The sequence below is a fragment of the Dyadobacter sp. 22481 genome (assembly GCF_052044875.1).
GTDB lineage: Bacteria > Bacteroidota > Bacteroidia > Cytophagales > Spirosomataceae > Dyadobacter > Dyadobacter endophyticus.
Genome location: NZ_JBQENV010000003.1, coordinates 508,123 through 534,422 on the forward strand (window position 1 = coordinate 508,123; position 26,300 = coordinate 534,422).

The following is a 26,300-nucleotide window of genomic DNA, read 5'->3' on the forward strand; positions in this document are numbered from 1 at the left end:
ATCCGAAAATCTAAAATTGGCGTTCCATGTGTATTGGCTATTACGATTTTGTAATCGTTTCCTCCATGTTGTATAAAGTGTTGATCACCCGCATCAACGCCGCGGCCCGGCTTTCATTCACCTTAGCCTGGTGAGGATATTCTCCCACATTTAATACCTTAAATGCCTGTTTCTTATCCTTCGAAAAAATCGAAACTTCGTTTTTGTAATATTCCGTAAGCAATTTTAATTCTTTGTCTGTCGGAGATCGGCAGACAATCCGTTGGAATGACTCCTTAATGTTGGCCTCTGCGTCCGTAGATTTTAAAGTCAGCCGCTCAGCCAGCACCCTTGACGCTTCCAGGACGGTCGGGTCGTTGAGCATCACCAATGCCTGCAATGGCGTGTTCGTTTTGGACCGTTTAATCTCGCAATGGTCGCGGTTACTCGCATCGAAGATAATCATCGAAGGTGGCGGCACTGTGAGTTTAATAAAAGTGTACATTCCCCTTCGGTACAATGCCTCTCCCTTATCCTGCAGATACATCCGCAAACTGCCCCTACCCGAGGACGCTGCCTCCCATAATCCCTTAGGCTGGTAGGGTTTGACACTTGGCCCGCCGACCTTTTGGTTCAATAATCCACTCGTCGAGAGCACCATGTCACGGACCAATTCAGCTGGAATGCGATACCTGGGTCCACGTGATAAATAAATATTGTCCGGGTCAGCTTTGAGTTTTTCGTCGGTAACCTTGGCCGACTGCCGGTAGGTTGCCGATGTCACGATTTGCTTCACGAGCCTTTTGATATCCCAGCCATGGTTCATAAAATCAACGGCCAGCCAGTCGAGCAGCGCCGGGTTGGTCGGCAGGTCTCCCTGCATCCCAAAGTCACCGCTGCTTTTCACAATACCGCGCCCGAAGAACTCCTGCCAGACCTGGTTTACAAAAACCCTGGCCGTGAGTGGATTACTTTTACTGGTCGTCCATTTGGCAAGTCCCAGCCGGTCCTGTGAAAATTTGACAGTGTCAAATTTCATAACTGCCGGCAATGCCGAGGCTGTCACCCGCCGTCCGGGCGCATCGTACACCCCACGGTTTAATATATACGTAGGCCTGAGTGTATCCCGGTCGCCCAGCACGGAAACCATCAACGCGCTTGTGTCCGGCCTGTTGATAAACGATAACAATGTTCGGGCTTCCTGGTCCGAAATTTTCATGACCGGCTGTTTGGCGGGTTTCGTCTGCTGGCTATACCCTTCATAACCGACTTCCCTCGAATTGTTGAAAAACGCATACAAACGGTAATAATCTTCCTGCGAAACAGGGTCGTACTTATGATCGTGGCATTGCGCACATTCGACGGTAAGCCCTAAAACACCGGTGCTGAAAGTTTTGGTCTTATCGATATTATATTCCACCCGGTATTCTTCCAGGATTACGCCTGCCTCTTCCGTGTATTTATGGTTCCGAAAAAATGCTGTTGCCAAAATCTGCTCTTTGCTTGCATTCGTCAGTAAATCCCCCGCTATCTGCCAGGTAAGGAACTGGTCATAGCGCATGTTCCGGTTGAATGCGCTGATCAACCAGTCGCGCCAGGGCCACTGCGTGCGGTATTCGTCGTCCTGATAGCCGTAGGAATCGGCATAGCGCGCTACGTCCAGCCAGTGCACCGCCATTTTCTCGCCATAGGCTTTCTGGCCCAGCAGGTCGTCCACTATTTTTTCGTAGGCCTTCCCGCTTCCGTCGGCCTCGAACTTCTTTTGCATTTCCAATGTCGGCGGCAGGCCCGTAATGTCCAGCGAGACCCTTTTCAGCAGGTGGCTCTTGTCAGCTTCTTCGTTAGGGGTAAGTCCTGCACCTTCCATTTTTTGTAATACAAAATGGTCTATCTCGTTTTTGGGCCAATCTTCTTTAGAAACTTCCGGTACAGCTGGTAGTGCGGGCGCGGTAAACGCCCAATGCTTTTCATATTTAGCGCCTTGCTCGATCCACTTTTTCACCAGACCGATCTCATTTTCGTTCAAAAGCCCCAAATGCGATTCCGGCGTGGGCATTTGGTAGGACGAATCTACCGAAGTAATCCTTTTATAAACTTCCGACTGGTCAGGCTTGCCCGGGAAAATCGCGACGCCTTTACCATCTTTGAATTTCGCATAGGCGCTTTCGGCTACGTCCAGCCGTAGCCCTGCTTCGCGTTTCTTAGCATCCGGTCCATGGCATGCAAAGCATTTGTCCGACAGGATCGGGCGGATATCAAAGTTATAACTGACTGATCCGCTAACAGATCCGTTTTTCAAGGTCCCGTTCTTTTGAAAACAAGAAACTGCGAAGAAGGCTACTATGGCCGACAATACGATCAGCCGCGAAACGTAATTTTTCATATTGAGAATCGCAGGACTCTATAAGTCAATTTTAAAAAACAGTCAGTTATGAAGCTGGCTGGCTGTGTCTTGATATCCTTCATTTTAGATTGATTCATCCGTTTACTACATGTACAATAAGACCGCCTGTCTCTGAAAATCTCCAAAGCCTGTCCCTGAAAACTCTTGCAAAGTTTGGGCTTCTCCTCTTCTTATGTTTGTTCTAGCTTTTCAAATACTTGACTTATATTGCCTTTTTTTATAACAAATCTTATCAATTGCGATAAATGAAGGCGGTTTTCGAACATGTCAGAGCTGGGAGCGGTGAATCTTTGATTTACAAAAGGATAACTCTCCCTGTATTTGATGCTCCATTTCACTTCCACCCGGAATACGAAGTAACTTATATCAAAAGCGGTAGCGGGATGAGATATGTAGGAATGGGGGTTGAGCCATTCGGCCCCGGTGATTGCGTGCTCCTCGGCCCCGACCTGGCACACTGCTGGATCAATCACCCCGAAAAAGACGGCAGGGATGTAGAAGCTTATGTCATACAGTTCAATGGCGAATTGTGGAATCAGAATTTAACTAAATGGCCAGAATTTGAGGGAGTGATGCGGTTATTGGATTTTTCGAAAGGAGGAATTGTCTTCCATGCCTCACAGGTAGAAGACCTGTTCGGTAAATTTGATGAAGTTGCCCCCGCATACCGGATACCCCAATTACTGAATCTCTTACTGCGGCTGTCCGAATCACCCCATCGGACCTTGACTGCCACCTACGCTGTTTATGAGGACCACCAACGGTTTAATTTGGTATTCGGCTATATCATTAATCACTTCCGGGAACAGATCGAACTGGAAACTGTGGCAGAATTGGTTGGATTGACGCCTACGTCGTTCTGTCGATATTTCAAAAAAATGACGGGTAAGACCCTTTTTGATATCGTCTTACATTACAGAATGGAAGCGGCTGCACAGCTGCTGGCCGCCACGGAACACCCCATCAACCTGGTGGCATTTGAATCCGGATTTGAAAGCCTCAGCTATTTCAACCGTGCGTTTAAGAAATGTAAAGGCAGCGCGCCCAGAATATTCCGTGAAAAATACCGCGGGAAATTGAAGCAGGCCAAAATAAGATAGCATCATTAAATTCTCATCAGGGCGCTTCCATAGCGGCTAAGCCCTTTTGATTGAAAATATTGCCGTGCCGGCAATATTGGTAGACATACCCGTAATCTATGTAAGTCCCATCTGCGGGATAAGCCTGAAATTTGTGTTATCAATTTGGAATTTGAAAGGCATTAACAGAATGACAAGCATCAATATGAAAACTTGAAAATTAGCTAGCAACGGATTAGAGGTATCTGCGATAGGTTTGGGGTGTATGGGTTTGAGTTTTTCATACGGTCACAGTATCAGTAAAGAAGACTCCATCTCCCTACTACGGGCAGCTGTCGAGAAAGGAATCACTTTTTTCTACACGGCGATCGAAGGAAGCCTCAAACGGTTGGGGACAGATTACATTGATCTGTTATATCAGCATCGTGTCGACCCGAATGTACCTATCGAAGATGTAGCAGGTACTGTCAAAGACCTGATCACAGAAGGAAAAGTGAAATATTTCGGACTGTCGGAAGCAGGCGCTAACACGATCCGCAAGGCCCATGCCGTGCAACCCGTTTCTGAGCTGCAAAACGAATATTCACTCTGGTTCCGCAAGCCGGAAGATGAAATTATCCCGCTACGGGAAGAGTTAGGTATCAGGCTGGGTACAGCCATTTCAAGAAAAAGCATGGCGGCATTCGTGGCGAAAGTCATCAAAAACCCCAGTTACATCAAAATGAGAATCCGGGGATCAGCAAGCCATCATTAGCGAGCTCATAGTACGCAACAAGTCCAAGCAGGGAGGAATCAAAAATCTTCCCCGCTTGGACTTTATGTATCCGATTAAAATTTACTGGATCGCTCCTAACATGGGATCTGATACAGCATCACGGTCGCCGGATACCGTGCCGTGCGTTGGCAAGTTGGCGCCTCGTATCAGCAAAAAACCCGCAACGTGCGGGGCAGCCATAGAAGTACCGCTCAAAGTGGCATAACGCCCACCCGAATACGTCGATCTGATGCGCACACCATATGCACAGATATCAACACTGCTTCCGTAATTTGAAAAAGATGCAAAACGGTTGTTCTGATCCATTGCCGAAACCGTAAAAACATTGGCATGGTTAACCCGCGCTGGAGAATAATTTGCGACATCCTTACCATCATTTCCGGCCGCGATCGCAAACAATATACCGCCATTGGCCGCCTGAATAATCGTCCGTTCAAGCGTCGTGGATGTACCTTCCCCGCCCAGGCTCAGATTAACGACATCGCCCGCATGACCATTCTGTATCACATAGTTCACTGCCTGAATAATCCCCGAAAGTCTGCCCTCTCCCTCATCGTCTAAAACCCGCAGTGCAACCAGCGTGGCTCCGGAAGCTATTCCTGTAATGCCAATGGTATTATTGACAGCACCGATTATTCCCGCTACGTGCGTGCCGTGGCCATTTTCATCGTCCGCAGAGGTTTGTCCGCTGATAAACGATCTGCTACGCCCGGCGTCTACATTCAAATCCGGGTGGTCAAGATCAATACCGGTATCGATGATCCAGGCGGTTTTGGTTGTCTGCAAATCCCCGCGGCCGTATCCTGTTTGAGAGACATTCCAGGTCAGAGTGGATGTATTGGCGAGGTCGACACAGCTACAAACAGACATGATCCTGTCCGGTTCCACAATCGTTACAGCCGGATCCTGTTTCAGCGTCTTTGACTCCGCCTCTGTCAAATGCGCCAGGAATGTGGTTTGGTCGCCTGCTACGAGCACCTCTGCCTGTGCATTGGCTATTTCTTTGCCATTTAAAAACTGCTCGGCGATTGATTCCGCTGCGGCTAACCGGGCAGTGGCCGATTTCGGTAATGTTTGTGCGGGTTGGTAAGTGACAATATAAGCCCCGGCAACGACCTGACCGCTATTCGCAGAGGCTGCCACCAGGCAATCGGCAGAATACTCAGGCTCCAAGTCATCGTCGGTCTGACACCCTAAAAGCGCAAAACCGAACAGAACAACATTAGTGGCTGATAAAGACAGGTATCGCAACATGTAAATGTACGGATCAGGTTAAAAATCAAATTCCAGTAGAAACGTACATTTATACCATGCGTGTCGCAGTTGGTTTATTTCAGATAGTAATACGCAAAAAAGATCCTGAACGTGTAATGATTTCTAAAAATTTCCGAATCCAACTTTCTTAGTTTGCATGTTATGCTTGCAGATTAAAGTCCAAATTCAGACACCACAAGAACAACCTTGCCGTTGACGCCACCAGCCGACACGTAATCCTGGGCTTGCGCGGCTTCCTCTAAGCTGAATGTTTTTGAAACGATCGGGCGGAGTTTACCCTCCTTAACCAATTCCAAACCCGCGGTCAAGCTGTTCGCTGTGATATTCGAACGGATAAAACGTGCGTCAACCTGGTATTTTTCAGCCAATTCAGCGGACGGTGGGGTTACTATACTGAATAGTTTACCTCCTGGCCTTAACACTTCGAAGAGTTTATGTTGAGACTCACCACCGGCACAATCCGCCACCAGGTCGACATCCTTGACCAAGGCCGTAATGTCTTGTGATTTGTAATCTATTACCTGATCTGCGCCCAGGCTCCCCACTAACGCAATACCTTCTCCAGATGCCGTCGCGGATTTCCAGGAAATTATCCCTCACCGGAACGTTAATTAGTTCTGAAAACCGTTTGATAAAGTCAAAACCCGGGGCCGCTGTGAATTCTAATCATTGCACGAAGTAACTGGTTGACAAGTCTAAGGTTCCGTAAATTTACTGAGATAAGTCACTTTCTTCCGGTAGGTTCTCAGAAACTCTCAACAGTCATAGCTAAACGCTGTGGGAGATTTAGGCAATCACGACTTCACAGTCCCGTTGAGTAGATCAGGGTTTCGTTCCACTTGTCATAAGAACCTTTCCTCTCGATGCTTTAAAGTGGGCAAATGATTAAAAGTTTTGCACTGTTTCTAATACTACTGTGCCCCACGTATATAGTGCTGGGACAGACCAGTAATCGATTTCCGGCACCATTTTACAAACTCCGCACAGACGGAGAAAAAGCATTTTACCTAAAAAAAATAATAAGCGATTCAATCAATGCACAGGCCCACAACCGGGTCCCTGAATGGTGCCACATTGCGCTCGGATTTGCTAAAAAATCAAAAAAGGACACATTAAGCCCTATTTTATATCAATATCTGGGTAATGCGTATGATGAGAGCCGCCCGGATAGCGCAGCCATTTATTTCCGGAAATCGCTGTCTGCATACCGGAATATCCCGTTGAAAAAGAAATTATACCTGTTACAATCGCTGTCCTACAACTATCAGGCACTCAACAAGAAAGACTCCCTTATCAAGTATATTCATGAACTTAAAAAAGCGGTTGAACCATTGTCTGACAAGGATAGCCGGAAGATCAAAGCTACAACTACCATTGCGAGCAGCTATGCAGCCCTAAACGAGTATGAAAACGCCATCAAAAACTACCGGCTTGCGGTAAGACAAAGTATGCTGATCAAAGATTCGGCCAGCATTGTCGGCGCGCTGGTAAATATCGGACTAACGTATAACCAGCTGGATGATAACAGATTGGCAATCTACTACACCTTGCAGGCCCTACCCTATCTGGGAAAAAACGATTACTACAAGTTAGTGACATACTTCAATCTGACGGACTACTATTCAAACACGGAGAATCTGGATTCCGTCCGGTACTTTTTAAAAAAGGCTAAGGCTATCGCAGTAAAACTGAATGACGATGCGGTGATCAATGCGATCGGGATCAAGCAAGCCCGGGTGCTGATGGCCGAAAAAAACTACGCGGCTGCGAAAGTTGCGTTGCAGGAAGGTCTCGATTATCTGTTAAAAAAGGAACCGGGCACTGAACTTGTCAATTGCCTGCTGACATACGCTTCACTGGATACGGCCCAAAATAACTACGCCGACGCCGACAGGCATTTGAATTTGTTGCAAGGCTTTACCAAAAAAATAGACGTGAAGGTCTATGAATTGGAGGCGCTCCGATTACATATTGCCGTAAAACAACGGTTGGGACAATATAAGCAGGCTTTCGAACTTCAAAAGAACTTTATTGCGCTCAATGATTCGATCAAAACGAATAATACGCAAACCGAACTGGCCAAACTCCAGACAGAGTATCAGACTTCCAGAAAAGAGGAAAAGATCCGATTGCTGCAAAAGGAAAATCAGATCAAAGATCTTGAAATAGAGGCCTCATTCCGCAATAAAATGTTGCTCATCACACTCATACTCGGCCTTATCTTTGTGTTTGGGGTTGTGTATTACATTCGGCAGCTTCGTAGTAAAACTGTACTTCAAAATCTAAAAACTACATTGGAAATGAAGGCCTTGCGCAGCCAGATGAACCCGCATTTCATTTTCAATTCATTAAATTCCATTCAAAAGTATATTTGGGAAAACCGGCAGGAAGACGCATCCGAGTATCTGACGAAATTTGCTCGACTGATCCGGCTGGTACTGGAAAATTCGCTTTACGAATCCGTAAAACTGACCGACGAACTTGCGTCCCTCAGGCTTTACGTAGAAATGGAACAGCGGCGCAATAATCAAAAATTTGACTATACCATTTCCGTGGCCGAAAACATTGATACCGAATCGACACTGATACCGCCGCTACTGCTGCAACCATACATTGAAAACGCGATCTGGCATGGTTTAAGCCAGAAAGACGGGCACGGCCAGCTCGACATCGTCATAGAAAAAACAGCAGAAAACCTAATTTGCCGCATCGAGGACGATGGCATCGGGAGAGCAAAATCGGCGGAGATAAAGGTGGATGGTATTCAGAAAAAATCGCTGGCGATGAATATTTCAAGTCAAAGGATCGAATGGCTGAAAAAGGATTCCAATGGGCGATCTTCTGTGGAAATTATCGATAAATTCGACGGTAACGAGGCTACCGGCACGACCGTCCTGCTCACTTTACCACTTCTGCAAAAACATGATTAACTGCCTGATTATCGACGACGAGCAGCATTGCATTGACACACTAGCCGCCATGCTGAAAGCCCGGTTTTCCGCAAAAGTATCTGTTGCCGGCTCCACGACCGATAGTCGCAAAGCAGCTGAAATGATTGAGCAGCATCAGCCAGACGTGCTTTTTATAGATGTCGAAATGCCCTATTTCAATGGTATACAGGTAGTTGATGCTATTCCAAACAGGAGTTGCGCGGTCATTTTTACAACCGCCTACGATCAGTATGCATTACAGGCGCTCAAAACCGAAGCTGTCGACTATTTATTGAAACCGATCAGTCTGCGGGAATTGGGTGAAGCCATCGAAAAGGCGGCTCAGCGATTACAGCTTTTGCGTGCGGAAGTTGTAAAGAAAGACCTGCCGCTGCCTCAGAAGTTGCTTTTACCTACCAGCAAAGGTCTGCTGGCTGCCAGCATCCCCAGCATTATCCGGGTGGAAGCCGATAGTAATTACTGCCGTTTTCACATTGACGGAAAGCCCGAAATAGTGGTCGCAAAGACATTGAAGGAGTATGAGGAAATACTGGTACCTTCCAATTTTTTCAGGGTACACCAGTCTCATCTGATCAACTTGCATTATGTCGAATACTTCCACCCTGGCCTGGAAGAATATGTGATCCTGACCAATGGGGAACAAATAGAGGTTTCCAGACGCCGCAAAGCCGAATTTCTTCAAAAACTGGCTGCATTATAGCACCATATTAGTTTTCTGACCGACCAGTTTCCGGACAAACCGCACCGGATTCTAGGAATAGTATGCCATCTGCTCAAAGCCCGGAAAACTGATTTCGGGCCGGTTTACCTTGCATTGAATCTAAATCACAAGGTCTAAACTAAATCATCGTCATGAAACGGAACATTACCTGGACGGCCTGCATACTCGCATCGCTTTTGATTGCTTCCGGTATCCGCCGCACATTTTTGCCGGCTGGTAAAATCACCACTGTTCAACCCGGTAGTCAAATCGCCCCATATGCTGTATTTAAACCTAAACTTCCTGCATTTCCCGGCCAGACTAAATTGTCGAATGTCAGTAAAGGGGAATCAGGTGAGGATATTGAAACACTGAAAGGCGGCGACTGGTACAAAAAGGTAATCGGCGAGATGGAGCGTAAAAGTTACTTTGTGGCACCCTCGGGTGACAGCGTCAATAGCATTAATCCAAAACAGAAAATGCAGGCCGTGTATAGATCCGGCGGTTTTGCATTGTCGAATATGCCGGATCGCCAGGAGCTTGAAAAACGAGGAAACGGCGTTTCAAAAGACTCTTCACGGCAAAATTGGAAACTGAATATGACCGTGGAGGGCTTGTATGCGGACGGTGTACTGGCCATTTCAAATGACCCCAATTCAAAGGTTGCTACCGACACGAATGAAGTTACATTTACTCACCATAACCAGCTGGTCGTGCAGTACCAGAACCGGGAAGATGGTGTGCGGCAAAATTTTATTGTAAAAAATAAACCTTCCGCAAATGCCAAAGAACTTCGGGTTGAAATGGGTTTTTCGGAAGAGTGGACCGTTAACCAGACGGATCAAAACGAGCTTCAATTTGCATTGAAAAATGCCGAAGGAGACCTAGCTACCAAAGTGATTTACAAGGACATCAAGGCCTGGGACGCTAATGGAAATATCCTCGCTGCAAAAATGGAAACGGGTAATCATCAAGATTTTAGTCTGGTCGTGGCGGTTGCCGATGCAGCTTATCCTGTGACCATCGATCCGCTTTCTACCACCGCCAATACTACATTAACCGGCCCGTCGGCCAATGCCAGTTTCGGGTGCAGCGTGGCCAGCGCGGGCGATGTGAATGCGGACGGCTATGGAGATATAATCGTAGGCGCTTACGGGCTGGCCGCCAATGCGGGTGCAGCGTACATCTATATGGGCAGCGCGACGGGATTATCCACCAGCGCGGCCAGGGTGTTGAACGGACCGGCAAACAGTTATTTCGGCTACGCTGTGGCAAGTGCAGGTGACGTGAATGGGGATGGGCGAGGCGATGTGATTGTGGGTGCCTATCAATATGCAAACAACGCCGGTGCAGCCTACATCTATTACGGAACTGCCACCGGAATCAATGCCACGCCAGCTACCATATTAACCGGGGCAGCTGGCAGTTCGCTGGGTATCAGCGTATCCGCGATCGATCTAAATGCGGATGCATATAGTGACATTATAGTCGGTGCACCCAATTTCAATGCCGGTACCGGCCGTGCGACGGTGCATCTGGGCAAGTCCACAGGGATTTCTCAGACACCGGATTATATTCTGGCCGGTACGGTTGCCAATGGTCGCTTCGGGCGCAGCGTCGCTGGTGCAGGTGATGTAAACGGGGACGTTTTCGGAGACATGATCGTCGGGGCAAGCGAAGCGAACAAAGCCTATGTTTACCACGGAAATGTGGATGGCATGAATGCGTCAGTCGCATCCACATTGACCAGCCCTGCATTTAATACATCTTATGGCCTGAGCGTGTCGGGTGCGGGAGATGTGGATGGCGACGGGTACTGTGAAGTGATCGTGGGTGCCTACGCGAACAATGCGGCTTATGTGTACAAAGGCAGCGCCGCCGGAACGCAGACGTCGCCGGTAAAAAGCTTATCCGGTTACGGGGGCGTAAGTGTTGCCGGCGTTGGCGACGTCAATGGTGATGGCTATGCAGATATTATGGTGGGTGCGAGCGGCACCGGCACTTATGCAGGCTCCGCTTATCTTTTCCAGGGCAGCTCATTGGGATTACCTGCTGCACCCAGCCAGACTTTCCAGGGATCTGTGTATTACAGCTATTTTGGTGTCAGCGTCGCTGCTGCGGGAGACATCAATGGAGATGGTTACAGTGATGCCATTATCGGCGCGTCGGGTACTTCGTCCAACACCGGCTCCGCCTATATTTACCTGGGCAGCCCAGTCATGGTCACATCGCCGGCAACGTTTTTGACCGGTACTGGCGACTTTGGGTACAGTCTGGCTCATGCGGGAGATGTGAATGGCGACGGATATGGTGATGTAGTTGTAGGAGCCAGCCACAACAGCTCGAGTTATGGCTTTGTCTACCTCTATCTCGGCAGCGCCAGCGGGCTGGCTTTCAACACGTCGTCTGTGGCAGGTACGTATGTGCAATCCGACTACTACGGGTTTAGTCTTGCCCGCGCCGGAGATGTGAACGGCGACGGTTTCAGCGATATCATTGTGGGCACACTCAATGCCGCGAAAGCCTATATCCTGCATGGAAACGCACAGGGACAGCTGGTACTAGGCGCGACGTTGCAAAGAACCGGCGAAGCACGCTTTGGGTTTATCGTTGCTGGTGCGGGTGACATCAATGCGGACGGTTACGATGATGTGATTGTCGGATCAGGCACAGTTTCCAAAGCATATGTTTACATGGGATCTGCATCTGGTGTCGCCACCACGCCCACAACCACACTCACCCGGCCGGACACAAACTTTGGTCGTGGTGCCGGGGGAATAGGAGACATCAACGGCGACGGTTATGCCGATGTAATGGTGGCAGCCTGCCACGAGGTCGCTGCACAGACCTTTCCTGAAATGGGCTATGTATACCTGGGCAGCGCCGCCGGCTTGTCCAATGTTCCATCGACAGTCATTTTCCCACCCTCCGGGGCAAACGGCTTCGGTATGCGGATTGTAAATGCGGGAGATGTGAACGGCGACGGGTACGGTGATGTCATGGTTGGTGCATCAAGCTCTTATTCACTGGCTGGTGGTGCCTATCTATACAAAGGAAGTCCATCCGGTATTTCAAGCAGCAATTACACCCCGTTCCTGGGTGCTTCCGGCGAATATTTTGGGGTAGGCGTCAGTGCGGGTGATATTAACCGCGACGGATACAATGACGTGGTGATCGGCGCCTCCGACAGTAAGACTGTCCGAATTTACAAAGGCAGCCCGGCTGGTCTGGTTTATTCAAATACCATTAGTGGATCTGTCAACGGGTTTGGTTTCAGTGTCTCGGCATCGGGCGATGTCAATGGCGATGGTTACAGCGACCTTATTGTTGGGTGTACTTATGGTAATTCAGCATTTGCGTATCTGGGAAATGGCGCAGGCAAACGAGATAACACGCTCCGGCTTTACAATTCCGATCTAACCTCCCGGATCAGTGCTTCCAACAATCTGGCTACCAACTTTGGTGTCGGCCTTTTCGTTCGGCCTGCCGGTGGAACAGCTTATGCAAGATTAATATGGGAAACAAAACCGCAGGGCGTACCATTCAGCAGCGGATCTTCCATTACCAATTATGTAGGCAAAACAGGTACTGAGTCCTACACCAACATTGGCCCTGCCGGTGTAGAGCTGAAAGCTGTGGTTGCCAAAATAGCGCGCTACACCAGGGTCCGGGTCAGGGTGGAATATTGGTCGGCCGACCGCCATAACGGACAGACTTACGGTCCATGGATTTATTTACAAAACCATAATTTGGGTGTTCTAAACAAAAATGTACCGTCTGCCAGAGTGGCTGCGTCCGAGTTCTTCGAAGCGCCGCGGGAAGAAGTAAAGAAGACCGCATTTAAACTAACCGTTTATCCAAACCCCGTTGTAGACAAGCTTAACCTGAAACTGGAAGATGGCTTTAAGTGGAACCAGGTAAGGAATATTCAGATCATTAGTACCAATGGAAATATCATGTACAATGCCAGTCAGGTGCAGCACGGCGAACTAAATGTATCGACGCTGGCCAGTGGTATTTACCTGATCAGACTTGTTCACGACGACGGTAAGGTCTATAATTCGAAATTCACGGTCATCAGGTAACACGAGATTTGTAGCTGGTATATCCTATGGTAGTTGCATAAAACTTGCACCGATCACGAAACAAAAGTATAGCGGCTTGTCAAAAATGGTTGTCAGTAAAACTTGAGATTTTATGTGATTTGCTTGAGAATAGGGTGGTTTCGCGGGAAGGCTTGCAATTGTAGCGAAACGATGCGACTCGTTCACTCACAATTGCAAGCCGGGTAATTCCATTAGTTATTATTTTTCAACGAGATCGCAATCCGTAACCAGGCCGTCGGAGGTCAGATGGACGAGTATGTAGGTGTCCGGCAGATTGGATTTCAATTGGTAAGTTACTATTTCGCTAACGTCGCTTTCATGGCGTTTAATTCCCCGGCCCGCGACGTTTTCTGAATGAATAAAAGTTAATGATTTCAAAGTTTCCGGCTCTCGCATTCCTCCTGCGAAATCGCGTTTGGCTCCCAAAGTGAGGCTAGATGCTTCTTCTAACATTTTACCTCCTTTTACCATAGCCTGCAAAGCCGTCATGATTTTGGGTGTGCGTGACGGATCAGGATCGGCATTGGTTTGATAGGCAAGCGGCCCGATGCGCGGTACTGTTCGCTCATAGTGTTGATCATTGTCTTGAAGCGTGAAGCCAGTCACATTTTTATTGGCGTCGGTAATAAAGATCACAGAAACATTGCGGTCAGTCGATGTAAACTTATTAGGAGCGACGGGTACAAATTCTTCATCAACAAAACCATCTTCCAGGGTAAAGAGTCGCTGACTCTCAGCCTCAAAAGTGACCATTCGATTATTAAATAATTCATATCGCCCTTCGAAAGCCGTTAAGCTTTTGGCATCCACATCTACCGCGGCCGGTTTACTCTTCACAGGAAATCCATCCCAGTGGTAATAGTCAGCGATAAAGTCAACAATCCTGCCCATCATATGGGAGTTATCATTCGCATTGATCATGATCACAATGCCTTTTCCTTTGTCCACACTAGCGGTAAGTAACGCATCAAAACCCTCGTCGCGCCCATTATGACCGAAGCGGAGCGTAGTACTGTCACCCTGCAGAAAAACGCCAAGTCCATCCCTGTTTTTCTGATCTGTCAGCATCTGGCGGGTCATGGACTGGGATAATACACTTCCTGATTTTCCAGCATAGGCATTCTGAATACTGATCGCGAATCGAGCCAGATCGGACGGCGTAGTCCACAGTCCCGCTGCTGCCATCTCAGGATAAATGTGCCAGCGACCTTCGACTAAACTTCGATTGTTGTAGTGACCGGTTGCCGTCAATTTTGCCAGTTCCGGAGGTAAAGGCTGTTGGTAGGTACTGTTTTTCATACCCAATGGCGAAAGCACATTCCTTTGCATGAATTCCGGGAAACCAGCACCGGTCACATCCACCATCAGTTGTTGCATGGCGGTATAACCGCCACCTGAATACCTCCAACGGGAGCCCGGAACAAAGTCTACCCGAACCGGTGGTGTATTGGCTGGGGCTGTCCCATCCAGAATCTGAACTACCGAGGGGATCTTCGAGCCCACAGCGTATCCCGGGAATCCGTGCACGGTAAGACCGGTGGTATGGCTGAGTATGCCGCGCAGTGTAACCTTTTTCTCATTTGTAAATTCATTATCAGGCACTTTCCAACTTTTAAGTTTGACGTTAACATTCTCATCCAGAAAAAGTTTATTCTGTTCAACCAAATATAGAGCGCCCATAGCCGCAACCGATTTACTAACAGAACCCGCCTGAAACAAGGTATTCGTCGTGACAGGCACTTTTCCATCCTTATCAATAAATCCATATGCCTGAGCCTTCAGGATTTTTCCGTCCTGGATGATAGCCAGCGATAAACCGGGAATACGCCGTTTCTGCATTTGGCCCCGGATAAAATCGTCCAGATCATCCGCATGGACGTGAAATACAACTACTAGAAAGGAAAGGATTAGAAAGAGGCGTTTGTTTTTCATGGATGGTTTGGTTGGAATGTTTTTCAATGATTTCAGCCACAGCGGTGGATCGCAAAGCTAAAAAGTTTCTATCCTATCGTCTGTTAATGAGCTGTAAAAGAAGGTTAATGAAATGTAAATGCCGCGCTTGGCCGATCAAGGGTGGGATAGCGCAATTACTCGCAGAGTAAACAGGATGTCCGTGAGATATTTGACCCGGAATTGCAAATGGCGACCGATCCAAAATTTGCTTTGCTAATCATTCAAAAGACCGGTGAAGATGAAATCAATTGAGAGTTCAAAACAGGCTGTATGGTGTCAGCTTATTCTAAACTTAATTTTTGAAGTTTATCTCTTATCTCCGAAGTGTTCTTCAATTTTAATGCCCGCTTAAAATAATCTATTGCCTGGGGCTTTTTACCAATGGCTAAGAAATAATCACCCATGCCATCATAAACATTAAAGCTATTTGGGTAATACTGTACGTTGGTCTCAAAGAAAAAAAAGGCCCTTTCAAAATCTTTCTGCTGCAAGAAGGAATATCCTAATTGGTTCATCAACGGCTCAGGGGGTTTCACCTGGTAGCCCCGCTCTTTTGAAACGAGACCGTAATGCGCATCCATATTTTTTTTCAATTGTACAACAGAATAAGCTCTATCCAAATATTGGTTCTGTGGTTGATTTAGTGGAAAACGGTTGCTGTTAAAAATGAAGCGTAGAGCATCATATTCTGCTATCAGGGGTATCGAGGCATGGTCGTCGTCAGCATAATATTTGTAACGCCAACGCAATCCGTTAGCCGCGGCTTGTGCCAAGTTATCTTTTAGCATCAATATCGATCTTATGTGAAAAGTAATTGCAGTAGTATCTGATCTAACCTGTACGGTATCCATATCAGCGTTCATCGTGTTAGCAATACCTAAAAATAGGCTCTGTTGCTTCCAGCTCTGTTGACGCAAAAGCTGCCTGGTTTGTTTGAGCAGGTTACCGTGGTCGTAAGACATACTGGGGTCTAAGGCGACATAGGCGTTGAATAGTGAAGGATGCTTTAATAAGGTGTTTAATACCATAAGGCCACCCAATGAATGCCCGATCAACGTGCGATACGGTGCGGTGGCGTAGTGCTCATCCACGTAAGGTATTAGTTCTTTTTCCAAAAACGTAGTAAATGCCTCTCCGCCACCAGAGGCAGGATCCATAGTACTGGGAGAAGGGGTAAGGTCGCGATTCCTTTTGCCTGGTAGATTAGGAACACCCACAATCACCATTTGAGGAAATATAGTATTGCCATTATGAACACTAAGTTGCTGTATCATGGTTACCAGCGAGGCGAAATATGCGTCGCCATCCAATACATAAACTACTGGATATGCTGGCTTGCTGAAATAAACAGAATCATAACTCGGGGAATAAATTAAAATCGGCCTTTTTTCTTTCAGGACCTCAGAGTATACCGTATCCACTTGCCCCATTACGATGGGCTGCGGAACGGACTGCCCTTTTGCCAAAATGGAAAGGCACAGCAACCCTGTTAAAAAACATAATTTTTTCATGGCTGGTATTTAAAAGATAATCTCTAAATTAAGATTTATCCATATGTTGGTAAAAGAAATGTACCAACAAGCACCTTGCTCTCAGTCAGCCACTTAATACATCTCGATTCGTCCCTTTTGTGCGAAAACAACCTTTCTTGTGCGAAAATGAACCTTTTGTGAAGCCTTACCCAAAAGGAGACACGACGCCGCTGTTTACATGGAGTAAATGGACGGCGTTCAGGCTTACTCCTTCACAACCTTAAACCGCTTTTCTCCCTCCTTTGAAGTCACTTTAATTACATAAAGCCCATTGGCCAGGTCAGGTGAACCGAGATCCACTTCCAGAGCAGGCATAGCTGGCCGTAGCAGTAAAGTTGGCACCGGCCGGATCTTCGGTAATGCCAGCCTGCTTATAGGTTCGGCTGATGATGTAATTAGCCGTGGGGGTCTGTGCCAGGCCAAAATAGGAGGTAGTAGCTAGCCAACCCAGGGCCAGCCATCGATAAAGATGATTCATACGCAAGGCTTCGCGGAAAAATTGGAAAATGTCTTCAGTGCAAGCGTTGGCAGGCACTATATGGAGGACAAAGTTGAGGCTCTCTGCATCGGGTTTCAATCACCCGAAAGGGGCAAGTTGGGGGTGTTTTAGGGGTAGCGACAAGAACCAAAGCAACGCCTTACGTTGCCGTCTTGATAAGCGAGAGCTTGGAGAAAGGAAATGTACCAGTCTATTAAGAATAGGATAAACCTTAATCATACTACAATTCCTGCTTTTTGTCAGGCCACCAAGAATGGCAGTTAGCTTTTATACCCGCAAAAGACTCATTCGTATCCATGAAATAATCAAAAAAAGCTGTTTTTAAATAGTAATGAGGCTTTATTTAACTATTCTCAAGAAAAAGCAAACGATGTCATTTTTTCCAGATTTTTGTTCTGACCCCAAACTGCACCTAAACTGCCCCTTAGGGGTAATTGCCATTTGCGCATTTGTAAATTTGCTTTGTAGAACTATTTTTAATGATATGCGTTAAAACACATTAAGTTTAAAATAATTCTTTTGATAGCATGAAACCAATGAATCTAAAGCGTGCTATTTCACTTTATTAACAGACATCCAATATTTAATAGCATGAGTATCAGTTCTTTAATGCCCCGGTTTAATTTACCTTCACCTAATGACGTTCCTGCGCTTGCACAATTAACTTCCCAAGAACGCAAGATACTGCTAATGACCCTCAATGATTACTCTTGTAAGGAAATCGCTGATTCGTTAAACATCGCTTTTGAAACGGCTAAACGACACCGAAAGAATATCATTCGCAAACTAGAAGTGAGTGGAAAAACCGAATTTCGTCGATTGCTTTACCTTTGGACAGTAAAATCTTTGGCTAGCGTGCAGAGAGATTTGCAATAATTGCATATACGTTTTGGCGGCATCAGAGAATTTCGAACCGGAACTTCAATAACAGTTGCTGTCACGACGAACCTATCCATATATCTTTAAGCTTAATCCCAACAAACCACAGATAGTGAGAAGCCTGATGCTTATCAGATTGCTCGTTTCTTGTTGTATCACAACCTTTGTCATTTACAATAAACACCTGATTCATGCATTCATAAAAAAAATACATTTATTTCTCTTCACATTAATACTCTTTGCTGCATCGTGTAACCAATCGGAAAACTCGGTTTATCCAAACGATTCGGGGCAAGCAGGCGAAATAACACCAAAAACAGCTTTAACGGTAGCAAAAAATTTCGACGCATTTATTTCCGTCGTATCGGCCAAAGGTGACGTTAAAAATGCCCGCACCGGCAACAAAGAAAAAACGGTAAAAAAAATCAACCCTTTTAAAGATTCAGATAACAAAATACTCTATTATGTAATCAACTATCAGGGGGGTGGATTTACCGTTATATCAGCAGAGAAAAAAATGATGCCCATAATCGCCTTCTCGGAAACAAATGATTTCCCCGTAGACAGTGAATTGCCTGCTGGTATAAAAGAAACTATGGGAATCTATCAGGCGTCAATACAAAAACTTCGGAATGAAAATGCCCCAGAAGATCCAAAGGTTGCGCGGGAATGGGCAAGATTCGGCGATGCATCCGCACTCGACGAGCTTATCAAATCCGGGGCAAGAACAATGGATGATCCAATCGACCCTCCGTGCGAAGAGGCTCAGATCTACGCCGCGCCATTGCTGACAACAAACTGGGGACAAGGATGTGGCTATACCGCGCAAATGCCGCCCATGTCGGGTTGCACGATCATATGTGACAATGCCTACACAGGCTGCATTCCAACAGCGATGGCCCAAGTCATGAACTATCATCGTTTTCCGAATAGCTTTGACTGGAGCGCAATGGGAACATGGCAGCCTGAGACAAATCGTTTGATGAGAGCCCTCGCGAACAGCGTCTCTACAACCTACACCTGCGCAGGATCAAGTGTTGTGCCAACATCGGTACGAAATGCGTTCGTGAATACTTTTGGCTATAATTCTGGCGCCACTTTCGCCAATTTCAACAGCTCTACTATCATGAATGAGATTGGAAATTATTCGCGACCGGTTATATTGCATGGATACAATAGTGCAATTGCAAACGGGCATTCCTGGGTAGCAGATGCGTATATTCAATATTATAATTGCACCTCCGGATGGGGCGAACCCTATTTTCACATGAATTGGGGTTGGGATGGGGTCCACAACGGTTTCTATGCAAGCTATACACCGAACGGGAAAAATTTTAATTACAACAAGAAAATGGACGTTTACATTCGTCCCTAAAATCAATGCTTATGAAAAGGTTAATGATTTACTCAGCGATGGCTTGCCTTGGTTTAACACTCGGCGGCTGCAAGGAAGACATTGAAGACAATGTGCCACCGACTGGGGTTGTGGTCATACAAAATGTGAATGTCAGAGTAAAAAACACGCAGGGCATAGACTTGCTGAATCCCGAAAATACGAATGGTATTAAAACGTTCAAGATATACTATTTGGTTGGAGGAGAAAAAAAGCTTTATAGCAATGCCAATTTAGATGCCTCGGGTGGCTATCGTTTGCTGAAACATCCCGTCAATGGTTATTACTATCTCCAAGTTCTAATGGATGGCGGCCATAATGCCACAGAAACAAAGACATTGTTACAACTTGGTGACGATGTTGAGTTAGACACGATCAGAACTAAATATAACTCAGACCCAACTAATGTCATCCCCGAAAAAATTTGGCATAATAAAAAGCTTGTCTGGCAAACCGCTGATGGAGAACCCACATTTGAGATCGTTTACCCTTAGCCTATCAATATGGACTTGATACCTTTGCTATTAACTACGGTTCACAAGCTTCTTGCCATTGCTTGATAAATTGCAGTGCCTGTTTCTCTTCCCCGGATGCCGGCCCAGCCGTTTGCAAATACAAAAAGTAGGTGCCCGTGATCAGATTATTAGATGAACATATAAAGGAAGAATTCATTGTAAAATTGTTTTAACGCTCGATGAAAAATGGTGATGGAATTATTTTTTTGGAAAATCTTCCATCTGTTTCCTGAACTGGGCAGATTGCAGCTGACCATGGTCGACCGCCCATTCAGCCATGGCAAACAAAACGGGATATAATGCTTTCCCTTCCTCGGAAAGTTCATAAGTCACATACGGCGGGATAACAGGCTTCGACTTCCTAACGACCAAACTACTTGCTTCCAGTTGCTTCAACTGTTGTATCAAAACCTTCTCTGTAATACCTGGAATCGATTTTCTTAGTTCGTGGTATCGCTTCGTACCTCCAAGTAAGTTGAATAAGATGATCGGTTTCCAATATCCTCCGATCCGCTCCATGACGAATGTTACAGGGCAAGCCGCAAAAGCATTGCTCTTATTTTCCTGGATAACCGATGTGTCTTTGATCTCTGCCATATTTGAACATACCATTGGGTAAGTACTTGTACAAAAGTAAGCTCAAATCTAGTTTTGCCCAAACATTTTAAAAACAGGAAAAATGAAAGTAACATTAACAGGTTCGCTGGGAAACATAAGCCGTCCCCTTACAGAAAAATTGGTGGCAAACGGGCATGAAGTAAACGTCGTCAGTTCTAACCCGGATCGGGCGGAAGAAATAAAGAAACTTGGCGCGGCGGCTTCGATAGGTTCGGTCGAAGATTATGAATTTATCAGGCAATCCTTTACGGGAAGCGATGCAGTGTACCTGATGATCCCACCTAGTTTCACCACAACCGACCCGAAAGAGTATATCAAAGCTGTTGGGGAACAATATGCCAAAGCTATTGAGGAAACCGGGGTTAAATTGGCAGTTAATTTAAGCAGCGTCGGGTCGCACATACAGAATGGTCTTGGGCCAACGGGATCAAACTTTCAAGTCGAACAAAAATTAAATGAGTTGGTTGGCGTAAATGTCCTCCATCTGCGGCCAGGGATGTTCATGACCAACTTTTATGGCGCCATACCAATGATTAAATACCAGGGTATGCTCGGGAATAATTTTGGCGGGTCTGTCAGCCTATCCCTCACACATCCCCGCGATATCGCTGAGGCGGCGTTCCAGGCAATCGACCAAATGACTTTTTCAGGAAAGAAGGTGCAGTACATCGTCAGCGACGAAAGAACCGGATTTGAAATTGCTGGTTTACTGGGTGAAGCCGTCGGGAAAACCGGCGTAAAATGGATCGAGTTTTCCGATGAACAGCTTCTGAATGCCTTAATGCAAAATGGTTTTTCGGAGCCAATGGCGAAGGTCTATATGGTCGAGATCGGCATAGCACTTAGGGATGGCAGTTTTTCAGAAGATTTTCGCAAGCACAAACATTTGTCGGTTGGCAGGACCAGCTTTCAGAAATTTTCCGACGAGTTTGCATTGGCTTATGGCCATGTAAATTAGCCCGTGCGACGAGCCAAGACAAACCCACAAACGAGCGTCTTAACTAGGATGATTGCTGATTTTTTGGCAAAATCAGCAATCGACGTTTTGGCGGCTCTTCGTTGAACATTCCCTAAGTGATCCTAGAATATGGAAACAAAAGGATTTGAACTTCGGGATTGCCATTTACAAAAGATCTCCCCTACCCTAATTTTGTCATTTCTGGCAAGTTTAGCACCGACTTTGTATCAAAGCCAAGTTCCGAATATTCCGCTGTATTTATTCCTTTTCACTGCTCATCGCAATAGATTTGAAGCATTTGTAAATCGCCTGCCGAAGCGAATATCGGTAGATTTTCTCCATTTTCTCCTGGTTCGCATCTCTCGATTCCACACCGAAGTCAGCCGTAGATTCGCAAGAAATAAGCTGTTTATCCGTCGCCAGATCATACAAAGTGACCTCCATCTTAACATGGCCCCTTTCTCTTTCGGTCATCGCAGTAGCGGAAAACTCCTTGTAAGCATCAACCAAAATAACGATCGCCTGTACGGATGGCCCAGAGCCATTGATGTTATTCCTGCAAAAACCCTCTATTTCTTGTCGATGCTCGACTGTAACGGCCGGGGAATGCTTGGTATAGCTTTTCGGAGTCGACAAGGTCGGGATTTTCATTTCAGCCCCCGAGACATTTCTTCTGTTGTCGACGATCTCGATACGCTGGATCTGATAGGCCAGGTTTACCTTCGGGACATCCTCGTCCAGTATTTTTGGAGTTTGCCGAGTTGGAGCGCAACTCATAATCAGAGAACTGACCGTTGCAATAAAGATAAAGAAAAGGAAACGTTCAATTATTCTCTTAAAAGGAATGCACATTGTGTTGGTAATTATATTGTCACCGAAGGGCTTTCAGGGCCCTTTGGTTTTATCCGTGATAACAAGCCTCCGGATAATTGATTGAATTATGATGGCTGAACTATTACTCTCGCAAATGTAGCCAGGAAACGTTTAGGATGGTCTTTCTTTTTCAACAGTCCATGTAACGCGCAGATGATGTTACGCTGGCCGGTGGGATTAGAGGCTTCATTGCTCATTCAGTGAATTTTTGAGGAACATCAGCAACCGGTTTGTAGGGTGACTTAGGCACTTTGCTTTGCAGGTAGGATTTACCCGGTTTTGACTTTTTAATGTTCGGCCATCTAAAATGGCGCTACTGTTACATCGTATTCCAAATTCCTAGCCCCATGAATCGCAAAATTTTGATTGTCACCGGAGATGGTGGCGAAAGTTACGAAACCCTCTATGCCGTTCACCGATTTCAGGAAGAAGGTGACATTGCCGTGATTGCTGCCCCCAGCAAGCGCCGGCTTAACCTGGTGATGCACGATTTTGAACTTGGCTGGGATACCTATGTAGAGCGGCCTGGCTATTGTCTGGCCTCAGACCTTACGATTGAGGAAGTGGTGGCAGACGACTATGAAGCCATTTTGCTACTAGGTGGCAGAGCCCCCGAATACCTGCGCAACCATGCTGCGCTTCTGGAAGTAGTCCGCGAGTTTGACCGCCAGGGTAAATGGGTCTTTGCCATTTGTCACGGTATCCAGATCCTGGTTACAGCCGGACTTGCCAAAAACCGCGTCTTAACCGCCTATGAACATGTGCGTACTGAAATAGAGATGGGTGGCGGCACCTATTCAACGGAACAGGCTGTCCGCGACGGCAATATTGTGACTGGCCAGACTTGGCAATCACACCCTGACTTCTATCGCGAAATCTTTGCCTGTTTCAAAGAAGTGGAAGTGATTCAAGATTAATTGCGGAGACGACAGTGGTTTGGAAAATGTACGTCCAATACGTTCCGCGCCTGGATATGATGGGAAATCTAATGGCCCGATCGACCCGGCTCCTTGGCTAATGAACCACCAGTTATAGCTTGCGCTCGTTCAACTAATTTGTTTTCCGCGCTGGTTACTTGACGATACGTATCAGTACTTAACTCCAACAATTCCCTTAAATCGACCAACATCTGCTTAGCCATTTTTCAAGCAACAATCAGGCGGAAGAGTATGTCGGCGGGCCTAGCGAAAATATGTAGAGCCGGATGGTAGGTTTTATCAGCGTGTGCTACCCTTTTTGGCCGCCCAGCCAGATTTCGGCATATTCGCTAAAAGTGATATCCTACCGTAAGGTTAAATCTGCGCCCGTTTCCTCTCCGGTAATCAATTGCTGTTCCATAAAATTGTGCAATAGACGGGTAATAAACTGTGTTAAGCAAGTTTTCAATACCCAAATCAGCTTTCAGGCTTTTCGTGATTTTGTATCCCAGGGATAAATTAAATGTATTATAAGAGTCGATCGGCCCCTCCCCGATTGGATAAACGCCTTTTTCATTGGGTGTAAAGCGATCCCTTTTACCTACATACAACCAGTTCAGGTCTGCATTAAACCGGGCCTTGTTGTACCTGGCGTAAGTCGCAATTTTCGCTGGCGTAATGCGATTCGAGTTCAGGTATTTATCGGTCGGGCCATTAAAATTTCCGTCACCGTCTTTATCGCCTTTGCCTTCTACAAAAGCATAGTTACCTCCTAAAACAAAGCTGGTAGTTACCTGATAGTCAACTTGGAATTCGTAGCCCCAAACCCGCTCCGGCAGTCTTTCGGCAACATATTTACCATCCACCAGAAGTAAATTGGAACCCAGTTTCGATGTACTGTAATAATAGGCAGCCGACACACTCAATGGTCCTAAGGCGCTGCTGAAACCAACTTCATAATTGTTTACAATGATTGGTTCGGTTTGCAGACCGGCCACCGTATTTTCGTTCGCAGCCCTTAATATTCTCCCCAGATCGAAAATAGAAAATGATTGTGAATAGCTGACGAATGGATTGAACCGCTTAAATTTTGAATACCGAAGTCCTGCATTAAATACAAAAGCATTATAATCCAGCTTTCCGCCCGTTACGTCAATGCTTCCTGCACCGTCGGCACCAGTAGCCAAAGTCGCGTAATCCGCAATGTCCATTTTGATATTTTCAGCACGCAAGCCCGTTTTCAGGTTGAGGTAATTAAACCACTGCGTTGTAAGCTGCGCATAGGGAGCAAAGTTATTCATATTGATGCGTGGCACCCAGGAGCGGCCGTCAACGAGATTTTGCTCCGTCTTGTCATTCAATATATCCACGCCATAAGTCACGTCACCCGACAGTTTGGGCGATATAGTAAAAGGTGTATTCAGGTTGAGCCTGAAACCTTTCTTTGTCGAAATAATAGCCGATTGTCCGCTGCCAAAAAATGATTCTGAATTGGAATAAACCGTCCAGAAATCCTGCAAATACACATTGGCAGTCAGAGAAGTCCTGCCAACAATATTTTTATTCGTATACTGGATATTAGCATTGTGGTTGTAGCGGGTTCCCTCGTCAATTCCTTTCCGGGTTCCCCACACACCGATTGCGGGAGATTGTCTATAAACACCGGCTTTGGCAACGTAAGCCGAATGCTGATTGGAGCTGTAATAGTTATACATAGCCTCAATGCGCTGAGAACCACTGAAATTATAACCAACCTTCGCAAACGCATTGTATATTTTCGTTTCGCCCAGTCCGTAGTCAGGAGATATCACCAATCCTTCCGGATCCCGGTAAACGCCGGTTTTTTCGTACATCCCGCTAACTACATAATCGAAGTTGGCTACCCGGCCGTACAGTTGCTGTGAGGCACGGAAGCCCAGCGTGCTATCTCCACGGGTATTGCCAGTAAAGCTCAATTGGCTGTATCCACCGATTTTCTGTTCTGTTTTTGGCGTTTTCGTGATGTAGTTAATCAATCCGCCATCGGCACCGTTTCCGTAAATTGCCGTGGCTCCTTTAATCACCTCCACCCGCTCGACCACCGACGGATCAATCGTGCGGATATCCCGCCCTCCGGCTCTTAGTGGAGTTGATTGCGGTATTCCATCGATAAGAACCAGCAGGTTACGACCACGCAATGTTTGTCCCGAATTCCCGGTTTGATTGGTAGATGCACCCAAACCGGGAACCGAAAACGCCAGAATGTTAGCGATGTTAGGGCTTATGGTAGAGAGTGTGCCGATTTCCTTCGCGTTTACAACCGTCACAGATGACGGCGTTTCAGCCAGCGACTCTACTCTGCGGCCTGCGGAAACAATGACTTCGTCGAGCTGGGAAGAACTTTCTTTTAGTTCAAAATCTAGGCTTTGTTCCGTGTCAACCTCAAGAGTAATATCTTTATCCTGAATCGTATATCCGATAAAGGAAGCCCTGATCGAAATGTTTCCTTTGGGCAAATTACTAAGCCGGTAACTTCCATCACCGTTTGCGGTAGTACCTATATTAGTCCCTTTCACAATGATAGAAGCAAATGGGACCGGTTGTTTATTGCTATCCATCACGATGCCCCTAATAACTCCAGAAGCAGATTGAGCGCAAGCAAGGTGGAAGGATAAAATGGAAGCGACAAAGAATAGTATTGATTGTAATCTTATTTTCATTAAGCGAGCGTTTAATTTCACGCAAAAATAAAATTATTTATACTAATTAAAAATAAACTTGGTATTTACCCGGGGAGACCTGGGCCGGTTTTGTTATCAACCGACCGAACGACCAATGGTTCGGCATTGTTTGAAGGCACTGTTATCTGTGATTTGTCTCCAACTATTCGAGTGATAAGGCATCAAATAAGTTTG

The 26,300-nt window shown here is 46.3% G+C and carries 18 protein-coding genes and 1 pseudogene; 10 read left to right on the forward strand and 9 right to left on the reverse strand.

The features are described 5' to 3' along the window. Window positions 1-40: 40 nt before the first annotated feature. Window positions 41-2,362, reverse strand: a complete 2,322-nt coding sequence (locus ACTJJJ_RS20890; protein ID WP_440702917.1) for a PSD1 and planctomycete cytochrome C domain-containing protein — start codon at window positions 2,360-2,362, stop codon at window positions 41-43. Window positions 2,363-2,628: 266 nt separating this feature from the next. On the opposite strand from ACTJJJ_RS20890, the gene ACTJJJ_RS20895 reads away from it, so the two are divergent. Together ACTJJJ_RS20895 and ACTJJJ_RS20900 are read left to right on the forward strand one after the other, a co-directional pair. Further along, on the forward strand, window positions 2,629-3,483 hold the full coding sequence (locus tag ACTJJJ_RS20895; protein WP_440702918.1) for an AraC family transcriptional regulator: 855 nt from the start codon (window positions 2,629-2,631) through the stop codon (window positions 3,481-3,483). Between the two features lie 244 nt (window positions 3,484-3,727). After that, a pseudogene (locus ACTJJJ_RS20900) lies at window positions 3,728-4,105 on the forward strand (aldo/keto reductase); the annotation flags it as partial. Between the two features lie 192 nt (window positions 4,106-4,297). Here the strand turns inward: ACTJJJ_RS20900 and ACTJJJ_RS20905 are convergent. Both ACTJJJ_RS20905 and ACTJJJ_RS20910 read right to left on the reverse strand, forming a co-directional pair. Then, window positions 4,298-5,491, reverse strand: a complete 1,194-nt coding sequence (locus ACTJJJ_RS20905) for a S8 family peptidase (protein ID WP_440702919.1) — start codon at window positions 5,489-5,491, stop codon at window positions 4,298-4,300. A gap of 173 nt (window positions 5,492-5,664) precedes the next feature. Next, window positions 5,665-6,105, reverse strand: a complete 441-nt coding sequence (locus ACTJJJ_RS20910) for a zinc-binding dehydrogenase (RefSeq protein WP_188938357.1) — start codon at window positions 6,103-6,105, stop codon at window positions 5,665-5,667. Window positions 6,106-6,732: 627 nt separating this feature from the next. On the opposite strand from ACTJJJ_RS20910, the gene ACTJJJ_RS20915 reads away from it, so the two are divergent. From ACTJJJ_RS20915 to ACTJJJ_RS20925, 3 genes are all read left to right on the forward strand, one after another. Next, window positions 6,733-8,442 (forward strand): histidine kinase, encoded by a 1,710-nt coding sequence (locus ACTJJJ_RS20915; RefSeq protein WP_426295647.1) that lies wholly within the window; start codon window positions 6,733-6,735, stop codon window positions 8,440-8,442. Beyond that, window positions 8,435-9,163, forward strand: a complete 729-nt coding sequence (locus ACTJJJ_RS20920; protein WP_440702920.1) for a LytR/AlgR family response regulator transcription factor — start codon at window positions 8,435-8,437, stop codon at window positions 9,161-9,163. Before ACTJJJ_RS20915 ends, ACTJJJ_RS20920 begins: the two co-directional genes overlap by 8 nt. A 152-nt stretch (window positions 9,164-9,315) precedes the next feature. Beyond that, a complete protein-coding gene (locus ACTJJJ_RS20925) occupies window positions 9,316-13,248 on the forward strand; it encodes an FG-GAP-like repeat-containing protein (protein ID WP_440702921.1) in 3,933 nt (1,310 codons plus the stop codon). A 219-nt stretch (window positions 13,249-13,467) separates the two neighbouring features. Here ACTJJJ_RS20925 and ACTJJJ_RS20930 read toward each other — a convergent pair whose 3' ends face one another. The 3 genes from ACTJJJ_RS20930 to ACTJJJ_RS20940 all read right to left on the reverse strand — a co-directional run bounded on the left by ACTJJJ_RS20930 (window position 13,468) and on the right by ACTJJJ_RS20940 (window position 17,232). Beyond that, window positions 13,468-15,201, reverse strand: a complete 1,734-nt coding sequence (locus ACTJJJ_RS20930) for a serine hydrolase domain-containing protein (protein WP_440702922.1) — start codon at window positions 15,199-15,201, stop codon at window positions 13,468-13,470. Between the two features lie 302 nt (window positions 15,202-15,503). Further along, a complete protein-coding gene (locus ACTJJJ_RS20935) occupies window positions 15,504-16,733 on the reverse strand; it encodes an alpha/beta fold hydrolase (protein WP_440702923.1) in 1,230 nt (409 codons plus the stop codon). Window positions 16,734-17,034: 301 nt separating this feature from the next. Continuing rightward, entirely contained in the window at window positions 17,035-17,232 is a 198-nt protein-coding gene (locus ACTJJJ_RS20940) for a hypothetical protein (RefSeq protein WP_426295652.1), read from the reverse strand. 612 nt (window positions 17,233-17,844) lie between these two features. Between ACTJJJ_RS20940 and ACTJJJ_RS20945 the strand changes: the two genes are divergently transcribed. The 3 genes from ACTJJJ_RS20945 (at window position 17,845) to ACTJJJ_RS20955 (ending at window position 20,019) form a co-directional block, all read left to right on the forward strand. Further along, window positions 17,845-18,129, forward strand: a complete 285-nt coding sequence (locus ACTJJJ_RS20945; RefSeq protein WP_440702924.1) for a helix-turn-helix transcriptional regulator — start codon at window positions 17,845-17,847, stop codon at window positions 18,127-18,129. Window positions 18,130-18,244: 115 nt separating this feature from the next. After that, window positions 18,245-19,507, forward strand: a complete 1,263-nt coding sequence (locus ACTJJJ_RS20950; protein WP_440702925.1) for a C10 family peptidase — start codon at window positions 18,245-18,247, stop codon at window positions 19,505-19,507. 11 nt (window positions 19,508-19,518) lie between these two features. Further along, a complete protein-coding gene (locus ACTJJJ_RS20955; RefSeq protein ID WP_440702926.1) occupies window positions 19,519-20,019 on the forward strand; it encodes a hypothetical protein in 501 nt (166 codons plus the stop codon). A gap of 219 nt (window positions 20,020-20,238) precedes the next feature. Here the strand turns inward: ACTJJJ_RS20955 and ACTJJJ_RS20960 are convergent, their stop codons facing one another. Then, window positions 20,239-20,637: a winged helix-turn-helix transcriptional regulator gene (locus tag ACTJJJ_RS20960; RefSeq protein ID WP_440702927.1), complete on the reverse strand. Its 399-nt coding sequence runs from the start codon at window positions 20,635-20,637 to the stop codon at window positions 20,239-20,241. An 82-nt stretch (window positions 20,638-20,719) separates the two neighbouring features. On the opposite strand from ACTJJJ_RS20960, the gene ACTJJJ_RS20965 reads away from it, so the two are divergent. Continuing rightward, window positions 20,720-21,616, forward strand: coding sequence for an NmrA family NAD(P)-binding protein (locus ACTJJJ_RS20965; protein ID WP_440702928.1), 897 nt, complete (start codon window positions 20,720-20,722; stop codon window positions 21,614-21,616). Window positions 21,617-21,874: 258 nt separating this feature from the next. On the opposite strand, the gene ACTJJJ_RS20970 is transcribed toward ACTJJJ_RS20965, so the two are convergent. After that, window positions 21,875-22,393, reverse strand: coding sequence for a hypothetical protein (locus ACTJJJ_RS20970; protein ID WP_440702929.1), 519 nt, complete (start codon window positions 22,391-22,393; stop codon window positions 21,875-21,877). 443 nt (window positions 22,394-22,836) lie between these two features. Between ACTJJJ_RS20970 and ACTJJJ_RS20975 the strand changes: the two genes are divergently transcribed. Then, window positions 22,837-23,406, forward strand: a complete 570-nt coding sequence (locus tag ACTJJJ_RS20975) for a DJ-1/PfpI family protein (protein WP_426295657.1) — start codon at window positions 22,837-22,839, stop codon at window positions 23,404-23,406. A 350-nt stretch (window positions 23,407-23,756) separates the two neighbouring features. Here the strand turns inward: ACTJJJ_RS20975 and ACTJJJ_RS20980 are convergent, their stop codons facing one another. Beyond that, window positions 23,757-26,105 carry a TonB-dependent receptor gene (locus ACTJJJ_RS20980; RefSeq protein ID WP_440702930.1) on the reverse strand — a complete coding sequence of 783 codons (2,349 nt, stop codon included), beginning with the start codon at window positions 26,103-26,105 and terminating at the stop codon, window positions 23,757-23,759. Window positions 26,106-26,300 lie beyond the last annotated feature (195 nt).